Source organism: Exiguobacterium aurantiacum DSM 6208 (assembly GCF_000702585.1).
GTDB lineage: Bacteria > Bacillota > Bacilli > Exiguobacteriales > Exiguobacteriaceae > Exiguobacterium > Exiguobacterium aurantiacum.
Genome location: NZ_JNIQ01000001.1, coordinates 850,159 through 866,945, shown reverse-complemented (window position 1 = coordinate 866,945; position 16,787 = coordinate 850,159). Strand labels below are relative to the sequence as shown.

General features: G+C 53.9%; 16 protein-coding genes and 1 pseudogene. 4 read left to right on the top strand and 13 right to left on the bottom strand.

The window, feature by feature from the left end; all coding sequences use genetic code 11:
* Positions 1 to 17 precede the first annotated feature (17 nt).
* The 6 genes from murA to P398_RS0104760 all read right to left on the bottom strand — a co-directional run bounded on the left by murA (position 18) and on the right by P398_RS0104760 (position 4,818).
* The gene (gene murA / locus P398_RS0104785; RefSeq protein ID WP_024370872.1) at positions 18 to 1,271 is read right to left on the bottom strand and encodes a UDP-N-acetylglucosamine 1-carboxyvinyltransferase; all 1,254 of its coding nucleotides are present in this window, start codon (positions 1,269 to 1,271) and stop codon (positions 18 to 20) included.
* A gap of 26 nt (positions 1,272 to 1,297) precedes the next feature.
* Positions 1,298 to 1,948: a fructose-6-phosphate aldolase gene (gene fsa, locus P398_RS0104780; protein WP_024370873.1), complete on the bottom strand. Its 651-nt coding sequence runs from the start codon at positions 1,946 to 1,948 to the stop codon at positions 1,298 to 1,300.
* Positions 1,949 to 2,021: 73 nt separating this feature from the next.
* Positions 2,022 to 2,852, bottom strand: coding sequence for a hypothetical protein (locus P398_RS0104775; protein ID WP_029334244.1), 831 nt, complete (start codon positions 2,850 to 2,852; stop codon positions 2,022 to 2,024).
* A 96-nt stretch (positions 2,853 to 2,948) separates the two neighbouring features.
* Positions 2,949 to 3,803: a class II fructose-1,6-bisphosphate aldolase gene (gene fba, locus P398_RS0104770; protein WP_024370875.1), complete on the bottom strand. Its 855-nt coding sequence runs from the start codon at positions 3,801 to 3,803 to the stop codon at positions 2,949 to 2,951.
* A gap of 160 nt (positions 3,804 to 3,963) precedes the next feature.
* Positions 3,964 to 4,323 (bottom strand): response regulator, encoded by a 360-nt coding sequence (locus P398_RS0104765; RefSeq protein ID WP_029334243.1) that lies wholly within the window; start codon positions 4,321 to 4,323, stop codon positions 3,964 to 3,966.
* Between the two features lie 108 nt (positions 4,324 to 4,431).
* Entirely contained in the window at positions 4,432 to 4,818 is a 387-nt protein-coding gene (locus P398_RS0104760) for a YxeA family protein (RefSeq protein ID WP_029334242.1), read from the bottom strand.
* A 69-nt stretch (positions 4,819 to 4,887) separates the two neighbouring features.
* Between P398_RS0104760 and P398_RS0104755 the strand changes: the two genes are divergently transcribed.
* Positions 4,888 to 5,340, top strand: coding sequence for a hypothetical protein (locus tag P398_RS0104755; protein WP_029334241.1), 453 nt, complete (start codon positions 4,888 to 4,890; stop codon positions 5,338 to 5,340).
* A 147-nt stretch (positions 5,341 to 5,487) separates the two neighbouring features.
* Here the strand turns inward: P398_RS0104755 and P398_RS16545 are convergent.
* A pseudogene (locus tag P398_RS16545) lies at positions 5,488 to 6,833 on the bottom strand (IS1182 family transposase); the annotation flags it as partial.
* 339 nt (positions 6,834 to 7,172) lie between these two features.
* On the bottom strand, positions 7,173 to 8,828 hold the full coding sequence (locus tag P398_RS0104745; protein ID WP_029334240.1) for a glycerol-3-phosphate dehydrogenase/oxidase: 1,656 nt from the start codon (positions 8,826 to 8,828) through the stop codon (positions 7,173 to 7,175).
* A 262-nt stretch (positions 8,829 to 9,090) separates the two neighbouring features.
* Here P398_RS0104745 and P398_RS0104740 point away from each other — a divergent pair, with 262 nt between their 5' ends.
* From P398_RS0104740 to P398_RS0104730, 3 genes are all read left to right on the top strand, one after another.
* Positions 9,091 to 10,206, top strand: a complete 1,116-nt coding sequence (locus P398_RS0104740) for an NADH-dependent flavin oxidoreductase (protein ID WP_029334239.1) — start codon at positions 9,091 to 9,093, stop codon at positions 10,204 to 10,206.
* 265 nt (positions 10,207 to 10,471) lie between these two features.
* The gene (locus P398_RS0104735) at positions 10,472 to 10,684 is read left to right on the top strand and encodes a hypothetical protein (protein ID WP_024370881.1); all 213 of its coding nucleotides are present in this window, start codon (positions 10,472 to 10,474) and stop codon (positions 10,682 to 10,684) included.
* Between the two features lie 114 nt (positions 10,685 to 10,798).
* Positions 10,799 to 11,467, top strand: coding sequence for a helix-turn-helix transcriptional regulator (locus P398_RS0104730; protein WP_147287387.1), 669 nt, complete (start codon positions 10,799 to 10,801; stop codon positions 11,465 to 11,467).
* Positions 11,468 to 11,480: 13 nt separating this feature from the next.
* Here P398_RS0104730 and P398_RS0104725 read toward each other — a convergent pair whose 3' ends face one another.
* From P398_RS0104725 to P398_RS0104705, 5 genes are all read right to left on the bottom strand, one after another.
* Positions 11,481 to 12,035, bottom strand: a complete 555-nt coding sequence (locus P398_RS0104725) for a GNAT family N-acetyltransferase (protein ID WP_029334237.1) — start codon at positions 12,033 to 12,035, stop codon at positions 11,481 to 11,483.
* A 42-nt stretch (positions 12,036 to 12,077) separates the two neighbouring features.
* A complete protein-coding gene (locus P398_RS0104720; protein ID WP_029334236.1) occupies positions 12,078 to 12,908 on the bottom strand; it encodes a TVP38/TMEM64 family protein in 831 nt (276 codons plus the stop codon).
* A gap of 133 nt (positions 12,909 to 13,041) precedes the next feature.
* Entirely contained in the window at positions 13,042 to 14,637 is a 1,596-nt protein-coding gene (locus P398_RS0104715; RefSeq protein WP_029334235.1) for a CTP synthase, read from the bottom strand.
* A gap of 238 nt (positions 14,638 to 14,875) precedes the next feature.
* A complete protein-coding gene (gene rpoE, locus P398_RS0104710) occupies positions 14,876 to 15,355 on the bottom strand; it encodes a DNA-directed RNA polymerase subunit delta (RefSeq protein ID WP_029334234.1) in 480 nt (159 codons plus the stop codon).
* An 80-nt stretch (positions 15,356 to 15,435) separates the two neighbouring features.
* Positions 15,436 to 16,755 carry a hypothetical protein gene (locus P398_RS0104705; protein WP_029334233.1) on the bottom strand — a complete coding sequence of 440 codons (1,320 nt, stop codon included), beginning with the start codon at positions 16,753 to 16,755 and terminating at the stop codon, positions 15,436 to 15,438.
* Positions 16,756 to 16,787: the final 32 nt, after the last annotated feature.

The following is a 16,787-nucleotide window of genomic DNA, read 5'->3' as shown; positions in this document are numbered from 1 at the left end:
CCGAATTCTCCCCTTCGTTACTCGGACACCTCATCTACCCAGACGAGCGCGCCGAGTCGTTTTAGTTTGCCGACGAAGTCGACGTATGAGTCGTTCAATCTTTCCGCATGGATCACTGTCGATTCCCCACTCGCCTGAAGACCTGATAAGACGAGCGCTGCCCCGCTGCGCGCATCCGCGCATTCCATCTCGGCGTTCGCGAGCGGATTGCCGCCACGGATGACGGCCGACGCGTCTTCAAGCGTGATTTGCGCGTTCATGCGGCGCATCTCGGCAATATGACGGAACCGCTGCGCGTACAACTTGTCCGTCACGATGCTCGTCCCATCCGCTTTTAATAGTGCGGCCGACATGATCGGCTGAAGGTCGGTCGGATATCCCGAATAGTGGAAGACGCGGATATCGGTCGGTACGAATTGATTCGCCCGGACGGTGATTGCCTCTTCCCCGACTTCGACTTCAGCGCCGTAGTCGAGCAGTTTTTGAATGACCCCTTCGAGATGGTGCGGGATGACGTTTTGAACCGTCACGTCTCCAGCTACCGCCCCGTAAATCATGTACGTCCCGGCTTCTAACCGGTCTGGGATGAGCGTATGCGTACATCCGTGCAGACGGTCGACCCCTTTGATACGGATCTCGTCCGTCCCGGCCCCGATGACATGTGCCCCCATCGAAGTGAGCATCGTGGCGACATCGACGACTTCCGGGTCGATCGCGGCGTTCTCGATGACCGTCGTCCCTTCGGCAAGCACGGCAGCGAGCATGGCGCTGACCGTCGCCCCGAATGAACGCAAGTCGAGATAAATCCGATCGCCGGCCAACTTGTCGACACGGACGTGATACAGACCTGACTCATTTTCGACGTGAATGCCGAGCCGCTCTAGCGCTTTCAAGTGCAAATCGATCGGTCGTGGACCAATCGCATATCCTCCCGGCAGTCCGACGGCTCCTTTTTTGAACCGGGCCGCGAACACGCCGAGCAAATAGACAGCAGCCCGGACTTTTCGTGTCTCCGAGCCGAGTAGCGGCATGGCGACGGCATCTTTGGCGTGAAGTGTCACCCGTTCGCCGTCCCGTTCCACTGTGACCCCGAGTTCTTGTAATAGACTGAGCATCACTTCGACGTCTTCGATGCCCGGCACGTTCTCGATCGTCACCGGTTCCTCGGTGAGGAGCGCCGCGACGAGGCACGGTAACGCGCTTTGTTTGGCGCCGCTGATGTCGACTGTACCTTCAAGTTTTTGCTGTCCTACGATATGGAGAATTTCCACGATGATCAAACCTTTCTACGACGAACTTATTTGGATTGAGCGTTGTTCCAATCCGCTAGGAACTGCTCGATTCCTTTGTCAGTGAGCGGATGTTTCATCATCTGTTCGATGACTTTATACGGTACGGTGGCGATGTCGGCACCGAGTAAGGCCGCTTTCGTCACATGTACCGGATGACGGACCGATGCGGCAATGATTTCCGTCTCGATGCCGTGGAGCGCGAAAATATCCGCGATCGTCTCGACAAGGTCAAGACCGTCTTGCCCGATATCATCGAGACGACCGATGAACGGTGAGACGTATGACGCACCGGCACGTGCCGCTAAGAGCGCCTGGTTGGCGTTAAAGATGAGCGTCACGTTCGTCTTGATGCCGAGCTTTGAGAATTCATGGACGGCTTGCATGCCATCTGGTGTCATCGGTACCTTGACTGTAATATTCGGTGCGATGGCCGCAAGTTCCTTTCCTTCTTCAACCATACCCGCTGCATCGAGTGCAATAACTTCCGCACTGACCGAGAGATCCCCGACGATCTCACAAATCTCACGAAGCCGTGTATGGAAGTCGACGCCTTCTTTCGCGACGAGCGATGGATTGGTCGTCACGCCCCCGATGACGCCCATCCGGTGGGCTTTCTTGATGTCTTCCACATTTGCGGTGTCAATGAAAAATTGCATGTGTATTCCTCCTCGAAATGTGATCGCTTACACTCCTTATTATGAGGAAGTCCGCTCCGAATTGCCACACCATTTACGTGAAGGCCGCGATACCGAGCATTGACGCCGCGAGCAACGCGATGCCGAGGACGGTCCCTAGCGCTGTCCACTTCATGATTTTCGCCTGCTTCACGTAATGTGTCTCGTGCGGGCCTTCACGTTGCCGTTCAATTCCATACGTTTCAATCCACGCTGTCGCTGCCGTCGCTTCATCAGTCGGAATGTCACCAGTGTAAACGAATGGAATCAATTCATCCGGCTCGTTCAATAAAGCAAAACGTTCCTCACGTGTCGCGATATTCGCACCAATCCAATAGAGCCACTTCGGCGTGTAATAGAGCGGTGTGCCCCGCTCATGGAAATAAGCGATCCATCGGTCGAACTGATCGAGGTCACGCGGGTCGAACAAGATTTCCACGGATTCGTCAGCCGTCATAATCGCAAGCATCGGACAAAAATCGATCGTCGGCCGCCCGATCGGGACGGTCGGGGACGGTTGTGTCTTCCGGACGATGGCCGGGAAGAAGACGACCTGTTCAATCGCCCCGAGGCGAATTGATTGTTCGACCGATTCGCCCGGCTCGACGCGCCACGTCACACCATCCAAGTGAGTCGCTGTTATCTCATAATGGGATCGATGACGTTCCTTCCAAAACAACTGTCGAAACATGTTGAAGAACCAGTACACCCCGAACCCACCTAGCGCAACGATGGACAAGAGCGGAATCATGTACGGGGCTGGGTTCAACCAGATGAGGACGAGCGGGGCAATCGTGATCATGAAGGCAAGGCCGATGAGCATGATGGCCGCCAACACATAAAAGACGCGCCAAAATAGCTCGGTCTGACGTTCTATATACTTCATCAAATCCCTCCTTAGTGATTTGTTACGAGCTAACGTGAGAGAAGTTTCAATGAAAAAAGTCGACTCTTCGAAAAGAGTCGACTTGATGTGACAGGATTATGCTTGGTTGCTTGAACCGAACTCACGCATCTTGCCAGTAACGACGTTGTAGATCGCCTCGATACCAGGTCCGATGATTTTACGTGGGTCATATACTTTCGAGTCAGCAGCGACTTTCTCACGTACCGCACGAGTCCATTCTTGTTGGCACTCCGTGTTGACGTTGATTTTGCTGTGGCCGAGCTCGATTGCTTTTTTGATTTGGTGCTCAGGGATACCTGAACCGCCGTGAAGAACGAGTGGAGTTTTTGTCGCTTCTGCGATTTCTTCCATCTCTTTGAAGCCGAGTTTTGGCTCGCCTTGGTATTCTCCGTGTACAGATCCGAGTGCTGCCGCAAGAGCGTCAACTTTCGCTTCTGTTACGACACGAACACATTCGTCAAGGTCAGCGTATTGTACGCCGCCAACGACGCCGTCTTCTTCGCCGCCGACTGTGCCGACTTCCGCTTCAACTGAAGCGCCTTTAGCGTGTGCGTATTCAACGACTTGTTTCGTCATTTCGATGTTCTCTTCGATCGGGTGGTGTGAACCGTCGATCATAACAGATGTGAAACCAGCGTCGATCGCTGCTTTACACTTGTCGAAAGATGAACCGTGGTCGAGGTGGATTGCAACTGGAACAGTGATGTTGTAGTCGTGCATGAGACCTTCAACCATTTTGACAACTGTTGTGAAGCCACCCATGTACTTCGCTGCACCTTCTGATACACCGAGGATAACTGGTGATTTCTCGTCTTCCGCAGCGCGAAGAATCGCTTGCGTCCACTCGAGGTTGTTGATGTTGAATTGGCCTACTGCATACTTGCCTTCGAATGCTTTGTTAAGCATTTCTGTCATTGATACTAATGGCATAATGACATCCTCCTGTCTGTTCGCTATTGTGCACTTTGGGAAAAATGCCCCCGTGCAATTCGTTCCCATTATAACACACGTCGAAACGTGTGCCTATGCTATTCGGGGATAGAAATGGCTCTGCGCAAGCGTTTACATATGTCATCTTCGTGACGAAACGTCAGATTTCTAACACTTCCTTCACTTTCTCGATCATTCCATAAATGTCGAACGGCTTCTCGAACTGGGCCGCGATGCCGAGTCGTTGCACTTCTTCGATCGTCGTCTTCTCGCCGAACGCCGTCATGATCATGACCGGTGTGTCGATGTCTTGTTGTCGCATGTTGCGAAGCACTTCATGCCCGAACATACGCGGCATGTTCATATCGAGTAACACTAAATCATATCCGTTCTGTTCGAGTTTCTCCCAGGCGCAGAGCCCGTCGCTCGCCGTATCGACCTCGATGCCGAGGTTTTGAAACACTTGGGCGAGCATCAATCGAATCCCGTCCTGGTCGTCTGCAATTAACATGCGTGACATCGGTTAACCTTCTTTCCTGTTCGTGATCTACTTTACGCTCTATCCATAACCATACCAAATCCAGTTTCATTTGGCGACGCGGCAATTTCTAAAAGAAGGAAACGGGGCTCAAAGCCCCGTCTCCCTGGCCTGCTTCATTTTCAATTCAGGCGGGACGTCCCGTTCGTCGATTTTCTCGAACGTCGTCACCGTTCCTTCGTCTTTCACGTACAATTTGAGAAAGTCACCTTCCGCGAGCCGTGATTCGGATGTGAACGTGAACGATCGTTTCTTTTTCTCTTCATGATAGCCAATCGTCGTATAGACGTAATCCGTGCCGTCTCGCCCTGCCGTCTCCATGCTCGGGACGCGCACGTAGTACGTGTCGGCGAACAGACGGTCCATATCAATCAATAACCATCCGACGAGAGTGGAAAGCAAGAAGGTCGTGGCCAGTAGTCGCTTCCGTTTCATCGGCATCCCTCGCTTCATATGATCGCTATTCTTCCATACCATATTCTAGTGATTCCTAAACACCGCCCCGCTTGTTATACTGAATTGATTGAAATGGATAGGAGCGACCAGATGAAACGATTATTCGGCTTTTTCCTGTTTTTAATTATTTTGTCCGGCGGTGTCGCCTTCACAGCGTGGGCGTTCGGCAACGAATCCGTCCCTGTCGTCTACGATGAGGCGTATGAAGATGACGTCCCGCTCGCCACGTCGATCGATGCCGATTTAGAAGACATCCCCGAGGCGTTCGCCGTCATCTCCGAAGTGTTCGAGAGACCGATCGCGGCGTCAGATGTCGACGCGATCCAGACGTGGGCCTCCGACCCGAGTCTGAAAAAAGCGGTCGCACACCCGATCGGTGAGTTCGACGTCTTGTTCGAAGGGCGTCCGACCACGCTCACGGTCGAGGCTGAAGTTTACCGGGAGGACGGTACGTACGTCTTGTTCTATCTCATCGGAGACGAAGATGTCGTTCTCGCACTCGACGAGCGGATCGTGGCGTATTATGACGAGCTTGGCATATGAAAAGGAACTTCACCACGCGGTGAAGTTCCTCAGGCTGTTGACGAACCCATTCGCTTCTGGCGAATGGGTTCGTCTTTTTTTGTGTTCAACGAGCTCGAGGCGCTCTGCCCGACATAAAATTGAAAAAATGCTATGTAGACGGTCGTTTTCGGCCAACAGGTTGGCCAGCTTCTTCATGTTTTGTGCGGTCGCTGCCACCAGGTTGGCGCGGTCCACCGCCTCTTTCCCCCGGTAGAACGTGAAGCGGAGACCGTGGAGCTCCTTCCCGTCGGCGAACGAGCGCTCCACCGTCTGTGGCCGGAGACGGTAGAGGTGCTTGCCCGATGCGGACAGACGGTTCTCGCTCACCGCTTCGCGGTAGGACTCATCGATGTGGCGGTTGATGACGCGCCGATGCGATCGGCTTGACGTGCACTTCTCGAGGAGCGGGCAGTTCTGACAGATGGCAGGATTGGACGCGTACTGGTGATAGCCGTGACGGTCGGTCGTCTTATAGGTGAGGTGCTGTTTCGCCGGACACAGATAGGCGTCCACGTCCGGCAGGTAGGTGAACCGCGTCTTTCGAAACATCCCCTTCTTCCCACCGAACCGCCGCCAGGCGATGACGCCGAAAACGCCGCGCTCGACGAGCGCCTTCGCGATCTCGGTCGTGTAGTACCCGGCATCGAGCGCGACCGCCTCGAGCGGATAGGCGAAACGGTTGAGGATATAGTCGAGACGGTCAAGATAGACGGTGCTGTCCGACACGTTCCCAGGCGTGACGTGCACATCGACGATGAAGTTGTGCTTGGCGTCCACCGTCCGGTGCACCAGCCAGAAAAAGCCTTCCGGCTTCTGGTCACGGTACATATAGCCCGCGTCAGGGTCGGTCCGGCTCACCTTGATGAGTCGACGCTTCTTCTTCTGTCGCGCGGGCTTCAGTGCTTTTTTCCTCGTTTGGCCCGTTCCTCGTTCACCCGGCCGAGAAGCTCGTCCTCGACATCGCCGACGACCTGCTCGACCTCGACCTTGTCGAACTTCTTCTTGTTCGCGTTGGCTCGGATGTGGGTCGAGTCGGTGATCAGGATGCGCCCTGAAATGAAGCCGTGGGCTTCGGCCTGGCCCACGATGTCCTCGAAGATTTGTCGAAAGACGTCCGTGCCGGCGAACCGGCGTCGATAGGCCTGGCTGATCGTCGAATGGTCGGGAATTTTCTCGTCCATCCCGAGCCCGAGGAACCAACGGTACGCGAGGTTCGTCTCGATTTCCTTGATGGTCTGTCGCACGGAACGGATGTTGAACAGCGGGCCGAGCAGTATGATCTTGATGAGGATCTCGGGGTCGATGCCGGGCTGTCCGGTGTTTGAATACAGTGGCGCGCATAGCCGGTGGACGATGGAGAAGTCGATGTGGCGGTCGAGTTTGCGGACGAGGTGGTCTTTCGGGACCAGTTGGTCCAGCGAGGCGTCGGTGCGGATTGGTTCATGGCGTTTGGCGATATGGGCTCGGTACATGATGATTCCCCTTCCTGTTCGGAGGCGGTGACGATCCATACATACCAGTTCCCGCTTTTCAAGGTTTTAGCCCGCATTGGGGGCTTTTTCTATCGGCCGTCGAGGCCTCAGAAAAAGACGAGAGGCCACCCAGGGGCGGCCTCTCGCGACGCTCATCCGACGGCGCCGGAGACTCCTGAGGGATCAGCGAGCGGAGGGAGACCCAGCAGCGACAACGTCGCGATGCGGCTCCCTGCTCGCCCCTAGGAAAGCGGAGGCGCCAAGAGGATGAGCGAAAACATTCTGTTAGTCAACAATCTGAGGAACTTCACCACGCGGTGAAGTTCCTTTTTTCGCGCTTTATTCGACCGTCACCGGTACGACCGCGAGCTCGATCTCTTTCTCGACCTCGGCCCGTTCTTCTTCGAGACGGGCATCTGACCATTTGAAGACGTCGGCCATGCAACGCAGTACCCCGTCTTTATAGTTCTGAACGAAGTCGATGTCAAAGAACATCGCGCCTGTACGGCGAACGAGGAAGTCGATGGCCCGGACGACCGCCTCTTCTTCGATGCCGTAAAGGAGTTGAGCGTATACGATCTCAGGGAGGTCGTACGCGTTCGAGTCCATCCGTTCAATGACACGGTCGATGTTCGACCCATACAGACGGACGAGTTGTTCCGCCTTGTCGTCTTCGAGGCCGAGGTTTTTCAATTCTGCCTTCTTCTTCGTCAAGAAGTCCTCGAACCCTTTCGAACCGCCGACGTGGCCGCCCGACATCGGCATATGCTTCGTCCGCGAGGCGAGGAAGACGATGCCTTCTTCTTGTTTGATCAGTTTCGCGACAAGGTCGACGACCGTCTCTGACATTTTACGATAACCGGTCAGTTTCCCACCGGCGATTGTGATGAGCCCGCTGTCTGACTGCCACACTTCATCTTTCCGTGAAATCTCAGACGGGTCTTTCCCTTCTTCATAAATGAGCGGGCGAATACCGGCCCAGCTCGATTCGACGTCGTCCGCCGTCACCGACACGTCCGGGAACATGTAGTGGATCGCGCCCAAGATGTAGTCGCGGTCCTCCGTCGTCATGCGCGGATGCGCCTTGTCTTTATCGAAGAACGTATCCGTCGTACCGACGTACGCTTTGCCGTCACGCGGGATGGCGAACACCATCCGTCCGTCCGGCGTATCGAAGTAGATCGCTTGTTTGAGCGGGAACTTCGATTGGTCGATGACGAGGTGAATCCCTTTCGTCAAACGGAGCATCTTCCCTTTGTTCGAACCGTCCTGCTCGCGGAGCACGTCGACCCATGGTCCGGTCGCGTTGATGACTTTCTTCGCATACACTTCGTACGTTTTGCCGTCGATTTGGTCCTCGACATTGACGCCGACGACTTTGCCGTTCTCATAGATGAGTCCGGTCACTTTCGAATAGTTCAACAAGAGCGCCCCGTGGTTCGCCGCTTCTTTCGCGACTTCGATTGTCATGCGCGCGTCATCGGTGCGGTACTCGACGTAGTAACCGCCGCCGACAAGACCGTCTTTTTTGACGAGCGGCGCTTTTTGGATGACTTCATCCGGTTTCAACATGAGTCGGCGCTCGGCCCGTTTCACACCGGCGAGGAGATCGTACACCATCAACCCGACCGCGGTCGAGAGCGGTCCGAACGTGCCGCCCGTGTGCATCGGCAACAGCATCCGTTCCGGTGTCGTGACGTGCGGGCCGTTCTCATAGACGATGGCCCGTTCTTTTCCGACTTCGGCGACGAGCGCGATTTCGAACTGTTTCAAATAACGGAGTCCCCCGTGGACAAGTTTCGTCGAACGGCTCGACGTGCCGGCCGCGAAATCTTGCATCTCGAGAACGGCCGTCTTCATCCCCCGTGATGCGGCGTCAAGGGCAATCCCTGCGCCTGTGATGCCGCCACCGACGACGAGGACGTCGTGACGTTCCCCGGTCAATTGTTCGTATCGCTTGGCTCGTTCTTTTGCTGAGAAGTTTCTGATTTCCATCTTGTTCCCTCCTATAATGAATCCGGTTCGATGTATACGAAAAGAGACCACAACAAAACAAGGCTTCGCCCCCCATGTCGTGGTCTCTCTGTAGTCTCCAACCGGTTATCAACTTTTCTCCTGTATTATACCCTATTCTCCTATGTTCAACCATCGAACGGCTCACGCGACGTGCGACGTGCCGAACCGAGAGCGTCCGGCTCGCAATTTTGAAATCATAAGACTAGACTTCAAAGTATCATGACGAAGGAGGAGTTTGAATATGCAACGCATGCTACAACCTTTCCAATTCAAAAACGGTGTCGAGCTTCCAAACCGGCTCGTACTCGCACCGATGACCCATTATTCATCGCAGCCGACAGGAGAAGTGTCGGAACATGAACTCGCCTACTACCGGAAGCGAGCGAAGAACGTCGGGCTCGCCATCACGGCCTGTGCCTATGTGACCGAGGACGGCAAAGGCTTCCCGAACGCGTTCGGCGTCAATGACGACAAGTTCATCCCAGGTCTGCGTCAACTCGCAGAGAGCCTTCAAGCAGAAGGATCGAAAGCGATCTTGCAAATCTTCCACGCCGGCCGTATGTCCCCGCCGAATCTCGTCCCGAACGAGCAGCCGGTGAGCGCGAGCGCGGTCGCACCGGTCCGTGAAGGGGCCGTCACTCCGCGCGCCCTCGAGACCGAAGAAGTCGAGGCGATCATCCAAGCGTTCGGTGACGCGACGCGACGTGCCATCGAGGCCGGGTTTGACGGTGTCGAGATTCACGGAGCGAACACGTATTTGATTCAACAGTTCTTCTCGCCGCATTCGAATCGACGTGACGACCGCTTCGGTGGCGACGTCCATGCACGTCTCACGTTCCCGCGTGAAGTCATCCGTGCCGTCAAAGACGCGACAAAAGATGCGGACGATTTCCTCGTCGGCTATCGCTTCTCTCCAGAAGAAGTCGAAGAACCGGGTATCACCCTCGATGATACGGACGTGTTGATCGACATGTTGCTCGAGGAAGGGCTCGATTACATCCACGCCTCCCTCTGGAACTTCAACACCGCTTCGATGCGCAATGAGAACGTGACGGAACGATCAATCGACCGAATCGCGAAACGCATCAACGGCGCCGTCCCGCTCATCGGAGTCGGGCAGTTGCAACGCCCGGGTCAAGTCGAGGACGCGCTCAACGTCATCGATCTCGCCGCGCTCGGTCGTGAGCTCATCATTGATCCAGACTGGCTCGTAAAAGTGAAAGACGGCCGTGAAGACGAGATTGAGACCGAACTCGACTTGGACAAACAAGCCGAGCTTGCCGTCCCGGCCCCGCTCTGGAACGCCATCACGACACGCGCCGGCTGGTTCCCGATCAAAGACGAAGCCGTCAAATAAGCTTTCATCCGCAGACATAACGTCTGCGGATTTTTTTGATTGTTCGTACGAATACCAAGATGTGAAAAATGAATTTGCCACGGACACAATTTTGTCACATTTTTATCTTTTTTCACCGCTCCTTTTGTGCCCTCCTGACTTTCCAACCCATCTCCCCCTTCGTAAGCTAAGGACAGGAGCCGTTTACCTCCACGAGACTGCGGGTCAAGCCTCGCTTGCACTTCAACTGTCTGTTTGACCATCTTTTGAAAGGGGCATATGATGTATGACGAAAAAGCCAATCGATCTCGATGCATACAACAAACAGCTCAACCAGCATCAACAACGTACGAAACAAGTCGCCGAGACATACCGACAAAAAAGCAAGGAACTCGAAAACCACCTCGAATCATCCGCCCGTTCCCGTGAAAAAATTTTAGCGCGCGAAATCGCCGAGCTGAAACAAACGACGAAACGGAACGTCCCACGAACGAAATAAGCGGTTCCTGATCGTACGACGAAAGAAGTGAATCAGCCGTTGGAAAACAAAATCAAACGCCAATTTCTACATCACCTTCATCGGGACAAAAACTTGTTCGATGATTTTTCTCATGTGGATAATTTTTATACGCTCGACCAACAAATCGTCAGCGCACTGCGAAACGCCCACCCGATTCGAGCCCAGCAATTGCTCGAGAAGTTGACGCTCGCCTTGTTGACATTGCCGACAGAAGATGAGTATGTGAGCGTCCGCTTCTATTATCGCGGCCTCGTCTACCACGTCATCCGTCTCATCCCGGTCGACAATCCGAACGTGCAGACCGCGCTCACCTATACGAGCGCCTTGCTGACGTTGATCGATGAACTGGAGACGACACTCGACTTCTTGTACGCGATTCCCGTCATCGTCGAGTATTTGTCGAAAATGACCGCGTTCCTATCCCCGCCCGTTTCGACGAACCCGAACGTCACGACGACCATCCATTTGATTGAAGACCATCTGAAAGAGCCAGAATTATCGCTCCCTTGGATTGCCCAACAAATTGGATTGTCGAGCAATTACTTGTCAGCTCTGTTCAAACAAGAAGTGGGTGAGAGTGTGCCGGAACGGATTCGACGACGACGCATCGACGCATCCATCGCCGACTTGCTCGGCACGAACGAGCCGATTTGCGCGATTGGCGAAAAGTTCCGCTTCGCGTCCTGCACGGCCTATATCAACACATTCAAATCGTATAAGCGGATGACGCCGCTCCAATATCGCCAGCTGTTCCACCTATAAAAAGCGCAACGGCTCAAATTGAGACGTTGCGCTTTTGCCGTTGTTCCCATTCTTCACGAAGCATGCCCATGCGAATCGAGTCATACCGCACGCCGTCGACGACACGCACGTTGCGAATCCTTCCTTCAAGCTGCATGCCGACCTTTTCGGCGACGCGCATCATCCGCTCGTTGCCGGACCATGTCGTCAAACCGACCCGGACCGTCGCACGCGTCGTAAACAAATGACTCACCCAAAGCGTGAGTGCCCGAGTGCCGAGACCACGGTTCCAGCGGTCGGATTGATGCAAGATGATCCCGACTTCGAGCCACTCTTTCCCGGCGTCCTCATAATAGGAAGAAACCGTCCCGTACACCGTTCCACCCACTTCGATGACCCACATGTCTTCGCGACCGATGTGTCCTTCCGCGTCTTGGCGATACGTCTCGTACGGGATGGCCCGATGTTCAAAATACGGGGCGTCCCAGCGCTTCCATTCCGGCGTTTCGTCTTTATAAATCAATTCCCAAATGCGATCTAAGTCGCGTGCCTCAATCGGCCGAATCTGTAACGTGTTATTAGGACTCATGCTCTCTCCCTCTCGATCTGTGCTCTTCACTCTTTCAAGGCGTCAGTTCGAATCTCCTTTTTTTCGTCTGCGCCAAACGAGGGCGAGCATGACGAGAATGAGGCTCGCCGTGACCGAGACGATAGCGAACGGACTCGCCCCGGTAATGAACAACTCACCGAGTGTGACCGAATAGGCGAGACCGAATGACGTCACGAGCTTGGCGGACGCCGCGATGATTAGAAAGCGGACGAACGGCACCCGGCTGAAGCCGGCCGCGAGACAGATGACCTCATCCGGCAAGACGGGGATGACGAACAAGACGAGCAAGACGCCAAGCCCGTACTTGTCGACGTAGCGGTCGTACGTCGCGAGCTTGTCCGCATCGAGGAAACGCATGACCCGCCCACGACCGAAACGGGCAAACCCGTACATGACGAGAATACCGAGCGTCGTCGCGACACTGCCGACAAGGGCCGCCCGCAGCGGCCCGAGGGCGACACTCCCGATCGGCACACTGACCGCCTCGGGGACCGGCAAGGCGATCGGTTGCAAGAAACTGAAGGCGGCGAACACGAGCAGCGCTTGATCTTCGTAGCGTTCGAGCAGTCGATCGAGCCCGTACGTGTCGTAAAGGATGAGACCGAACGAGACGTAATAGATGAAGACGAACAACAAAAACAGGCTGAACGTCACTTTCAACATCTGCTTCAAATACGTGTTCGACCCGTCCCGAATCGAACGCAACAACCCAATCGAGAGGGCGAGCAGGACGACGCCGCTCCAGCCGAGCTGATACGGCAACAACAGCGTCGGCAAGACGACGAACGGCAACAGGCTGAGCAGGACGAGCGCCATCCCATATCCTCCATAAATCATCCATCGTTCCCGCATATCGCATCGCCCTCTCCCGTTTCTACTCTTAGTGTACCCGGATTTCAGGCAACATGTATCCACCGGAAGCAGTCACGCCCCTTCAGCCTTTTGGCCGAGAAAAAAGCCACAGTCATAGACTGTGACTTGCCACTCATTCGCCGAGTGAGGCTTTGATGAAGTCGTGGAACAAGCGCTGCGGGCGCTCTGGACGCGAAATCAATTCTGGGTGGAATTGTGACGCGACGAACCACTTGTGTTCCGGGATCTCGATGATCTCGACGAGACGACCGTCCGGGCTCGTCCCTGAGAACTTGAACCCTTCCGCCTCGAACGCTTCACGATATTCGTTGTTGAACTCATAACGATGGCGGTGACGCTCATAGACGAGCTCTTGGTTGTAAGCGGCGTGCGCTTTTGTGCCCGGCTCGAGCTTACACGGATAAAGACCGAGACGGAGCGTGCCGCCGAGGTCTTCGATGTCTTTTTGCTCCGGAAGCAAATCGATGATCGGATAGTCCGTCGATGGATCGATTTCTGCCGAGTGGGCACCGTCCAACTTCAACACGTTACGGGCGAACTCGACCGTCGCGAGTTGCATCCCGAGACAAATCCCGAAGAACGGGACGTTGTTCTCACGTGCGTAGCGCGTCGCTTCGATTTTCCCTTCGATGCCGCGTTCCCCAAAACCGCCAGGGACGAGGATCCCGTCAGCGTCACCAAGCATCGTCTCGACGTTTTCGGCCGTCACGTCTTCAGCGTTGACCCAGTCGATGCCGATGTCGGCGTTGAACGCATAACCGGCATGTTTGAGCGATTCCGCGACCGAGATGTAGGCGTCACGGAGCTCGACGTATTTCCCGACGAGCGCGATCTTCACTTTCTTCTCGAGGTGCGTCACCGTGTGGACGAGTTCTTTCCAAGCTGTCATATCCGCTTCCGGCGTGTTGAAACCGAAGTAGTCGTTGACGAGCTGGTCCATGCCTTGCTTTTGAAGGTTGAGCGGCACTTCGTACAACGTTGATGCGTCTTGTGCCTCGATGACCGCTTCTTTACGTGTGTCACAGAAGAGGGCGATCTTTTCACGCATGTCTTCCGGAATATCGTGCTCAGTACGGAGCACGATGATGTCTGGCTGAATCCCGTAACTGCGGAGCTCTTTGACGCTATGTTGCGTCGGTTTCGTCTTCATCTCACCGGCCGCCCGCAAGTAAGGGACGAGCGTACAGTGGACGTACATGACGTTCTCTTTGCCGATGTCGTTTTTCACTTGACGAATGGCTTCGATGAACGGAAGCGACTCGATGTCACCGACTGTTCCGCCAATCTCCGTGATGACGACGTCCGCGTTCGTCTCGCGACCGGCGCGGAAGACACGGTCTTTAATCTCGTTCGTGATGTGCGGGATGACTTGGACGGTACCACCGTTGTAATCCCCACGGCGCTCTTTTTTAAGGACCGTCGAGTAGATCCGGCCTGACGTCACGTTCGCGTTTTGCGACAAGTTGATGTCGATGAAACGCTCATAGTGTCCAAGGTCAAGGTCCGTCTCGGCGCCGTCATCTGTGACGAACACTTCCCCGTGCTGGTATGGGCTCATCGTCCCCGGATCGATGTTGATGTACGGGTCAAACTTTTGAATCGTCACGTTCAATCCTCGGTTTTTGAGCAAACGTGCGAGTGAAGCGGCTGTGATCCCTTTACCGAGTGAAGATACTACCCCACCTGTTACGAAAATATACTTTGTCATCATCATTCTCCTCTCTTGAATGCCCATTGCTGGGAAACGAAAAAACAAAAAAAGCAAAAGTGCCCCCACTGAAATGGAGGACACTTTTGCTGCATCGGCATGTGCTAAACGAGCCCATGACTAATTTACGTCAGAGACGATGCAGTCGTCAAGTTATTATTTTTTCTTTTTCACGAACCGTCAAAAAAGAAAAAGAGACACGCCTAGCCGGGACATATGCCCGGCTTTTTGCGGTCTCTTATAAATCATCCTCATCTTCGACATCGAGGTCGTCGTCCAAGTCCTCGTCCTCGAACTCGTCGAGATCTGGAACTTTTTCGGCGTCATCTTCTGTGTCGAATTCAGATGCGTCAAAATCTTCACCTTTTGCAAAGACGTCAAGGTCGTCTTCAATGTCGACGATGCCTTCATCCGTCTCGTCAATCTCTTCTTCGAACTCATCGAGCTCACCGCGTTGGCGTGCCTCGATGACAAGATCCTCGTCTGACTTATCGAACGGATACCAAACACGAAGCGCCCAACGGTTAGCTCCCAAGTTGACGAATAGTCCGTCGATGTTCATGTCTGTGTAGAGTTGCGCGATTTTCTCGAGCTCTTCCTCTTCACTCGCGAACGTATAGTTTTGTCTGATCTGCTCACGAATCTCATCAAATGAAACTGGTTGCTCGCCAGTCTTTTGAAGAATTTCGTAAACGAAATCGATCAACGATTTATTCATTAAAGGACACTCCTTTTCCGTCACTAGTTAAACATCACTCCTCATTATAAACAAAACCGATATAAAAAAGCTAGAGGAAATTATTTTGGGGTTTCGACGGTTTTTTGGATGCGAAACCAGTAGAAGGTGATCAATCCAACGTTGAAGATCCAGGTCAGTCCGAGCACTCCAATCATCCAAGCACGCGGTATTTTGAAAGACAGCTCTGCATTGACGGACTGGCCGACATACAAACCGTACCCGAGTAGCCCGACCATGAGTGCCGAGTAAGCGACGACCATCCCGAACCGTTTCCACAGTTGCAACAGTAAGGAAGCGAATTCTTTGTTCTCTCCATATGACGTATATAGATAGCCGTGACTCGCACTCGCATACATCGTCTGGACATACCCGCTCACAAACAGGACCGGGATGAACACGAGTGGCTCGAAGAATCCAAGAAACAATAGCAGCGAAGAAACGAGCAGGACAAGATATGGATGGCGAGCCAAATCGAACACACGGCTCAACAAAATCCAGCCGATGACGCCTGCTATGAAGGGAATAAACACATAGAACAAGAGCACTTGAAACGAGTACAAGGCCAGGCTGACGAACACAGCGCCAATCAACGTCCAACCGCCAAACAAACCGACGACGAACGAGAGCAACTGGACTTGTCGCGTCCGCGTCGCACTGACAAACATCCTTGTCCGCTCTTGGAACAACGCCCATCCGACGTAGCCGAGCAGAATCATCATCAATAAAAAGATTTCAATGTATCCTCTCGCTCCTTCCAACAGGCTGAGGAGACGGCTCACCAACGTGAACACGGTGACGGCGATGAAGGCAAGGACAAACTTTCCTGTCGCCAACGTCCACGTCGCCGTTTTCTCGAGCGGTAACTTTCTGACGAACAACCATGGAAGAACGAGACTGACGAGGAATAGAAGGACTGCCCCGTTATATGATTGCGTCAGGATATAGGAGAAAGCGACAATCCAAGCAATGAGCGTGAGCACAAGGGGTAACGAGCTCCCTTTCTCATCTGATGGTTCTTTTGGTGCCGACAATTCGCTTAGCTGTGACAAAATCGTCGTCATAATTGAACCGACACCGATTGAACCGACACCGACTAAAAATGCGCTCATTTCGATGGCCCAAGCGAACGGCAACAAGAAGCAGATGAGTCCAACGATCAAGACCGCTAGCGCAAGTAAAAATGTCTGTTTGGAGCCAAGCCGACCGATGACGTATACCCACAGTAATAGTCCCGACATGCTCGCGACATAGAAAATCAAGAACGGAATCAAACCTCCGACACCCTCTTCGACCGCCATGATAGACAGAAACAAAATTTGAGGCACGATTTGACTGCTGAGGGCACTGACAATCGTCAATAATACAATTTTATCTTTCATACCAAGCACCTCAAGCCTTAGAAATTGTCTCT

Bases quoted from the DNA above. Each gene is read 5' to 3' on its own strand.
- fsa (WP_024370873.1), bottom strand. From the start codon at position 1,948: ATGCAATTTTTCATTGACACCGCAAATGTGGAAGACATCAAGAAAGCC.
- P398_RS0104775 (WP_029334244.1), bottom strand. From the start codon at position 2,852: ATGAAGTATATAGAACGTCAGACCGAGCTATTTTGGCGCGTCTTTTAT.
- fba (WP_024370875.1), bottom strand. From the start codon at position 3,803: ATGCCATTAGTATCAATGACAGAAATGCTTAACAAAGCATTCGAAGGC.
- P398_RS0104765 (WP_029334243.1), bottom strand. From the start codon at position 4,323: ATGTCACGCATGTTAATTGCAGACGACCAGGACGGGATTCGATTGATG.
- P398_RS0104760 (WP_029334242.1), bottom strand. From the start codon at position 4,818: ATGGTATGGAAGAATAGCGATCATATGAAGCGAGGGATGCCGATGAAA.
- P398_RS0104755 (WP_029334241.1), top strand. From the start codon at position 4,888: ATGAAACGATTATTCGGCTTTTTCCTGTTTTTAATTATTTTGTCCGGC.
- P398_RS0104745 (WP_029334240.1), bottom strand. From the start codon at position 8,828: ATGGAAATCAGAAACTTCTCAGCAAAAGAACGAGCCAAGCGATACGAA.
- P398_RS0104740 (WP_029334239.1), top strand. From the start codon at position 9,091: ATGCAACGCATGCTACAACCTTTCCAATTCAAAAACGGTGTCGAGCTT.
- P398_RS0104735 (WP_024370881.1), top strand. From the start codon at position 10,472: ATGACGAAAAAGCCAATCGATCTCGATGCATACAACAAACAGCTCAAC.
- P398_RS0104725 (WP_029334237.1), bottom strand. From the start codon at position 12,035: ATGAGTCCTAATAACACGTTACAGATTCGGCCGATTGAGGCACGCGAC.
- P398_RS0104720 (WP_029334236.1), bottom strand. From the start codon at position 12,908: ATGCGGGAACGATGGATGATTTATGGAGGATATGGGATGGCGCTCGTC.
- P398_RS0104715 (WP_029334235.1), bottom strand. From the start codon at position 14,637: ATGACAAAGTATATTTTCGTAACAGGTGGGGTAGTATCTTCACTCGGT.
- rpoE (WP_029334234.1), bottom strand. From the start codon at position 15,355: ATGAATAAATCGTTGATCGATTTCGTTTACGAAATTCTTCAAAAGACT.
- P398_RS0104705 (WP_029334233.1), bottom strand. From the start codon at position 16,755: ATGAAAGATAAAATTGTATTATTGACGATTGTCAGTGCCCTCAGCAGT.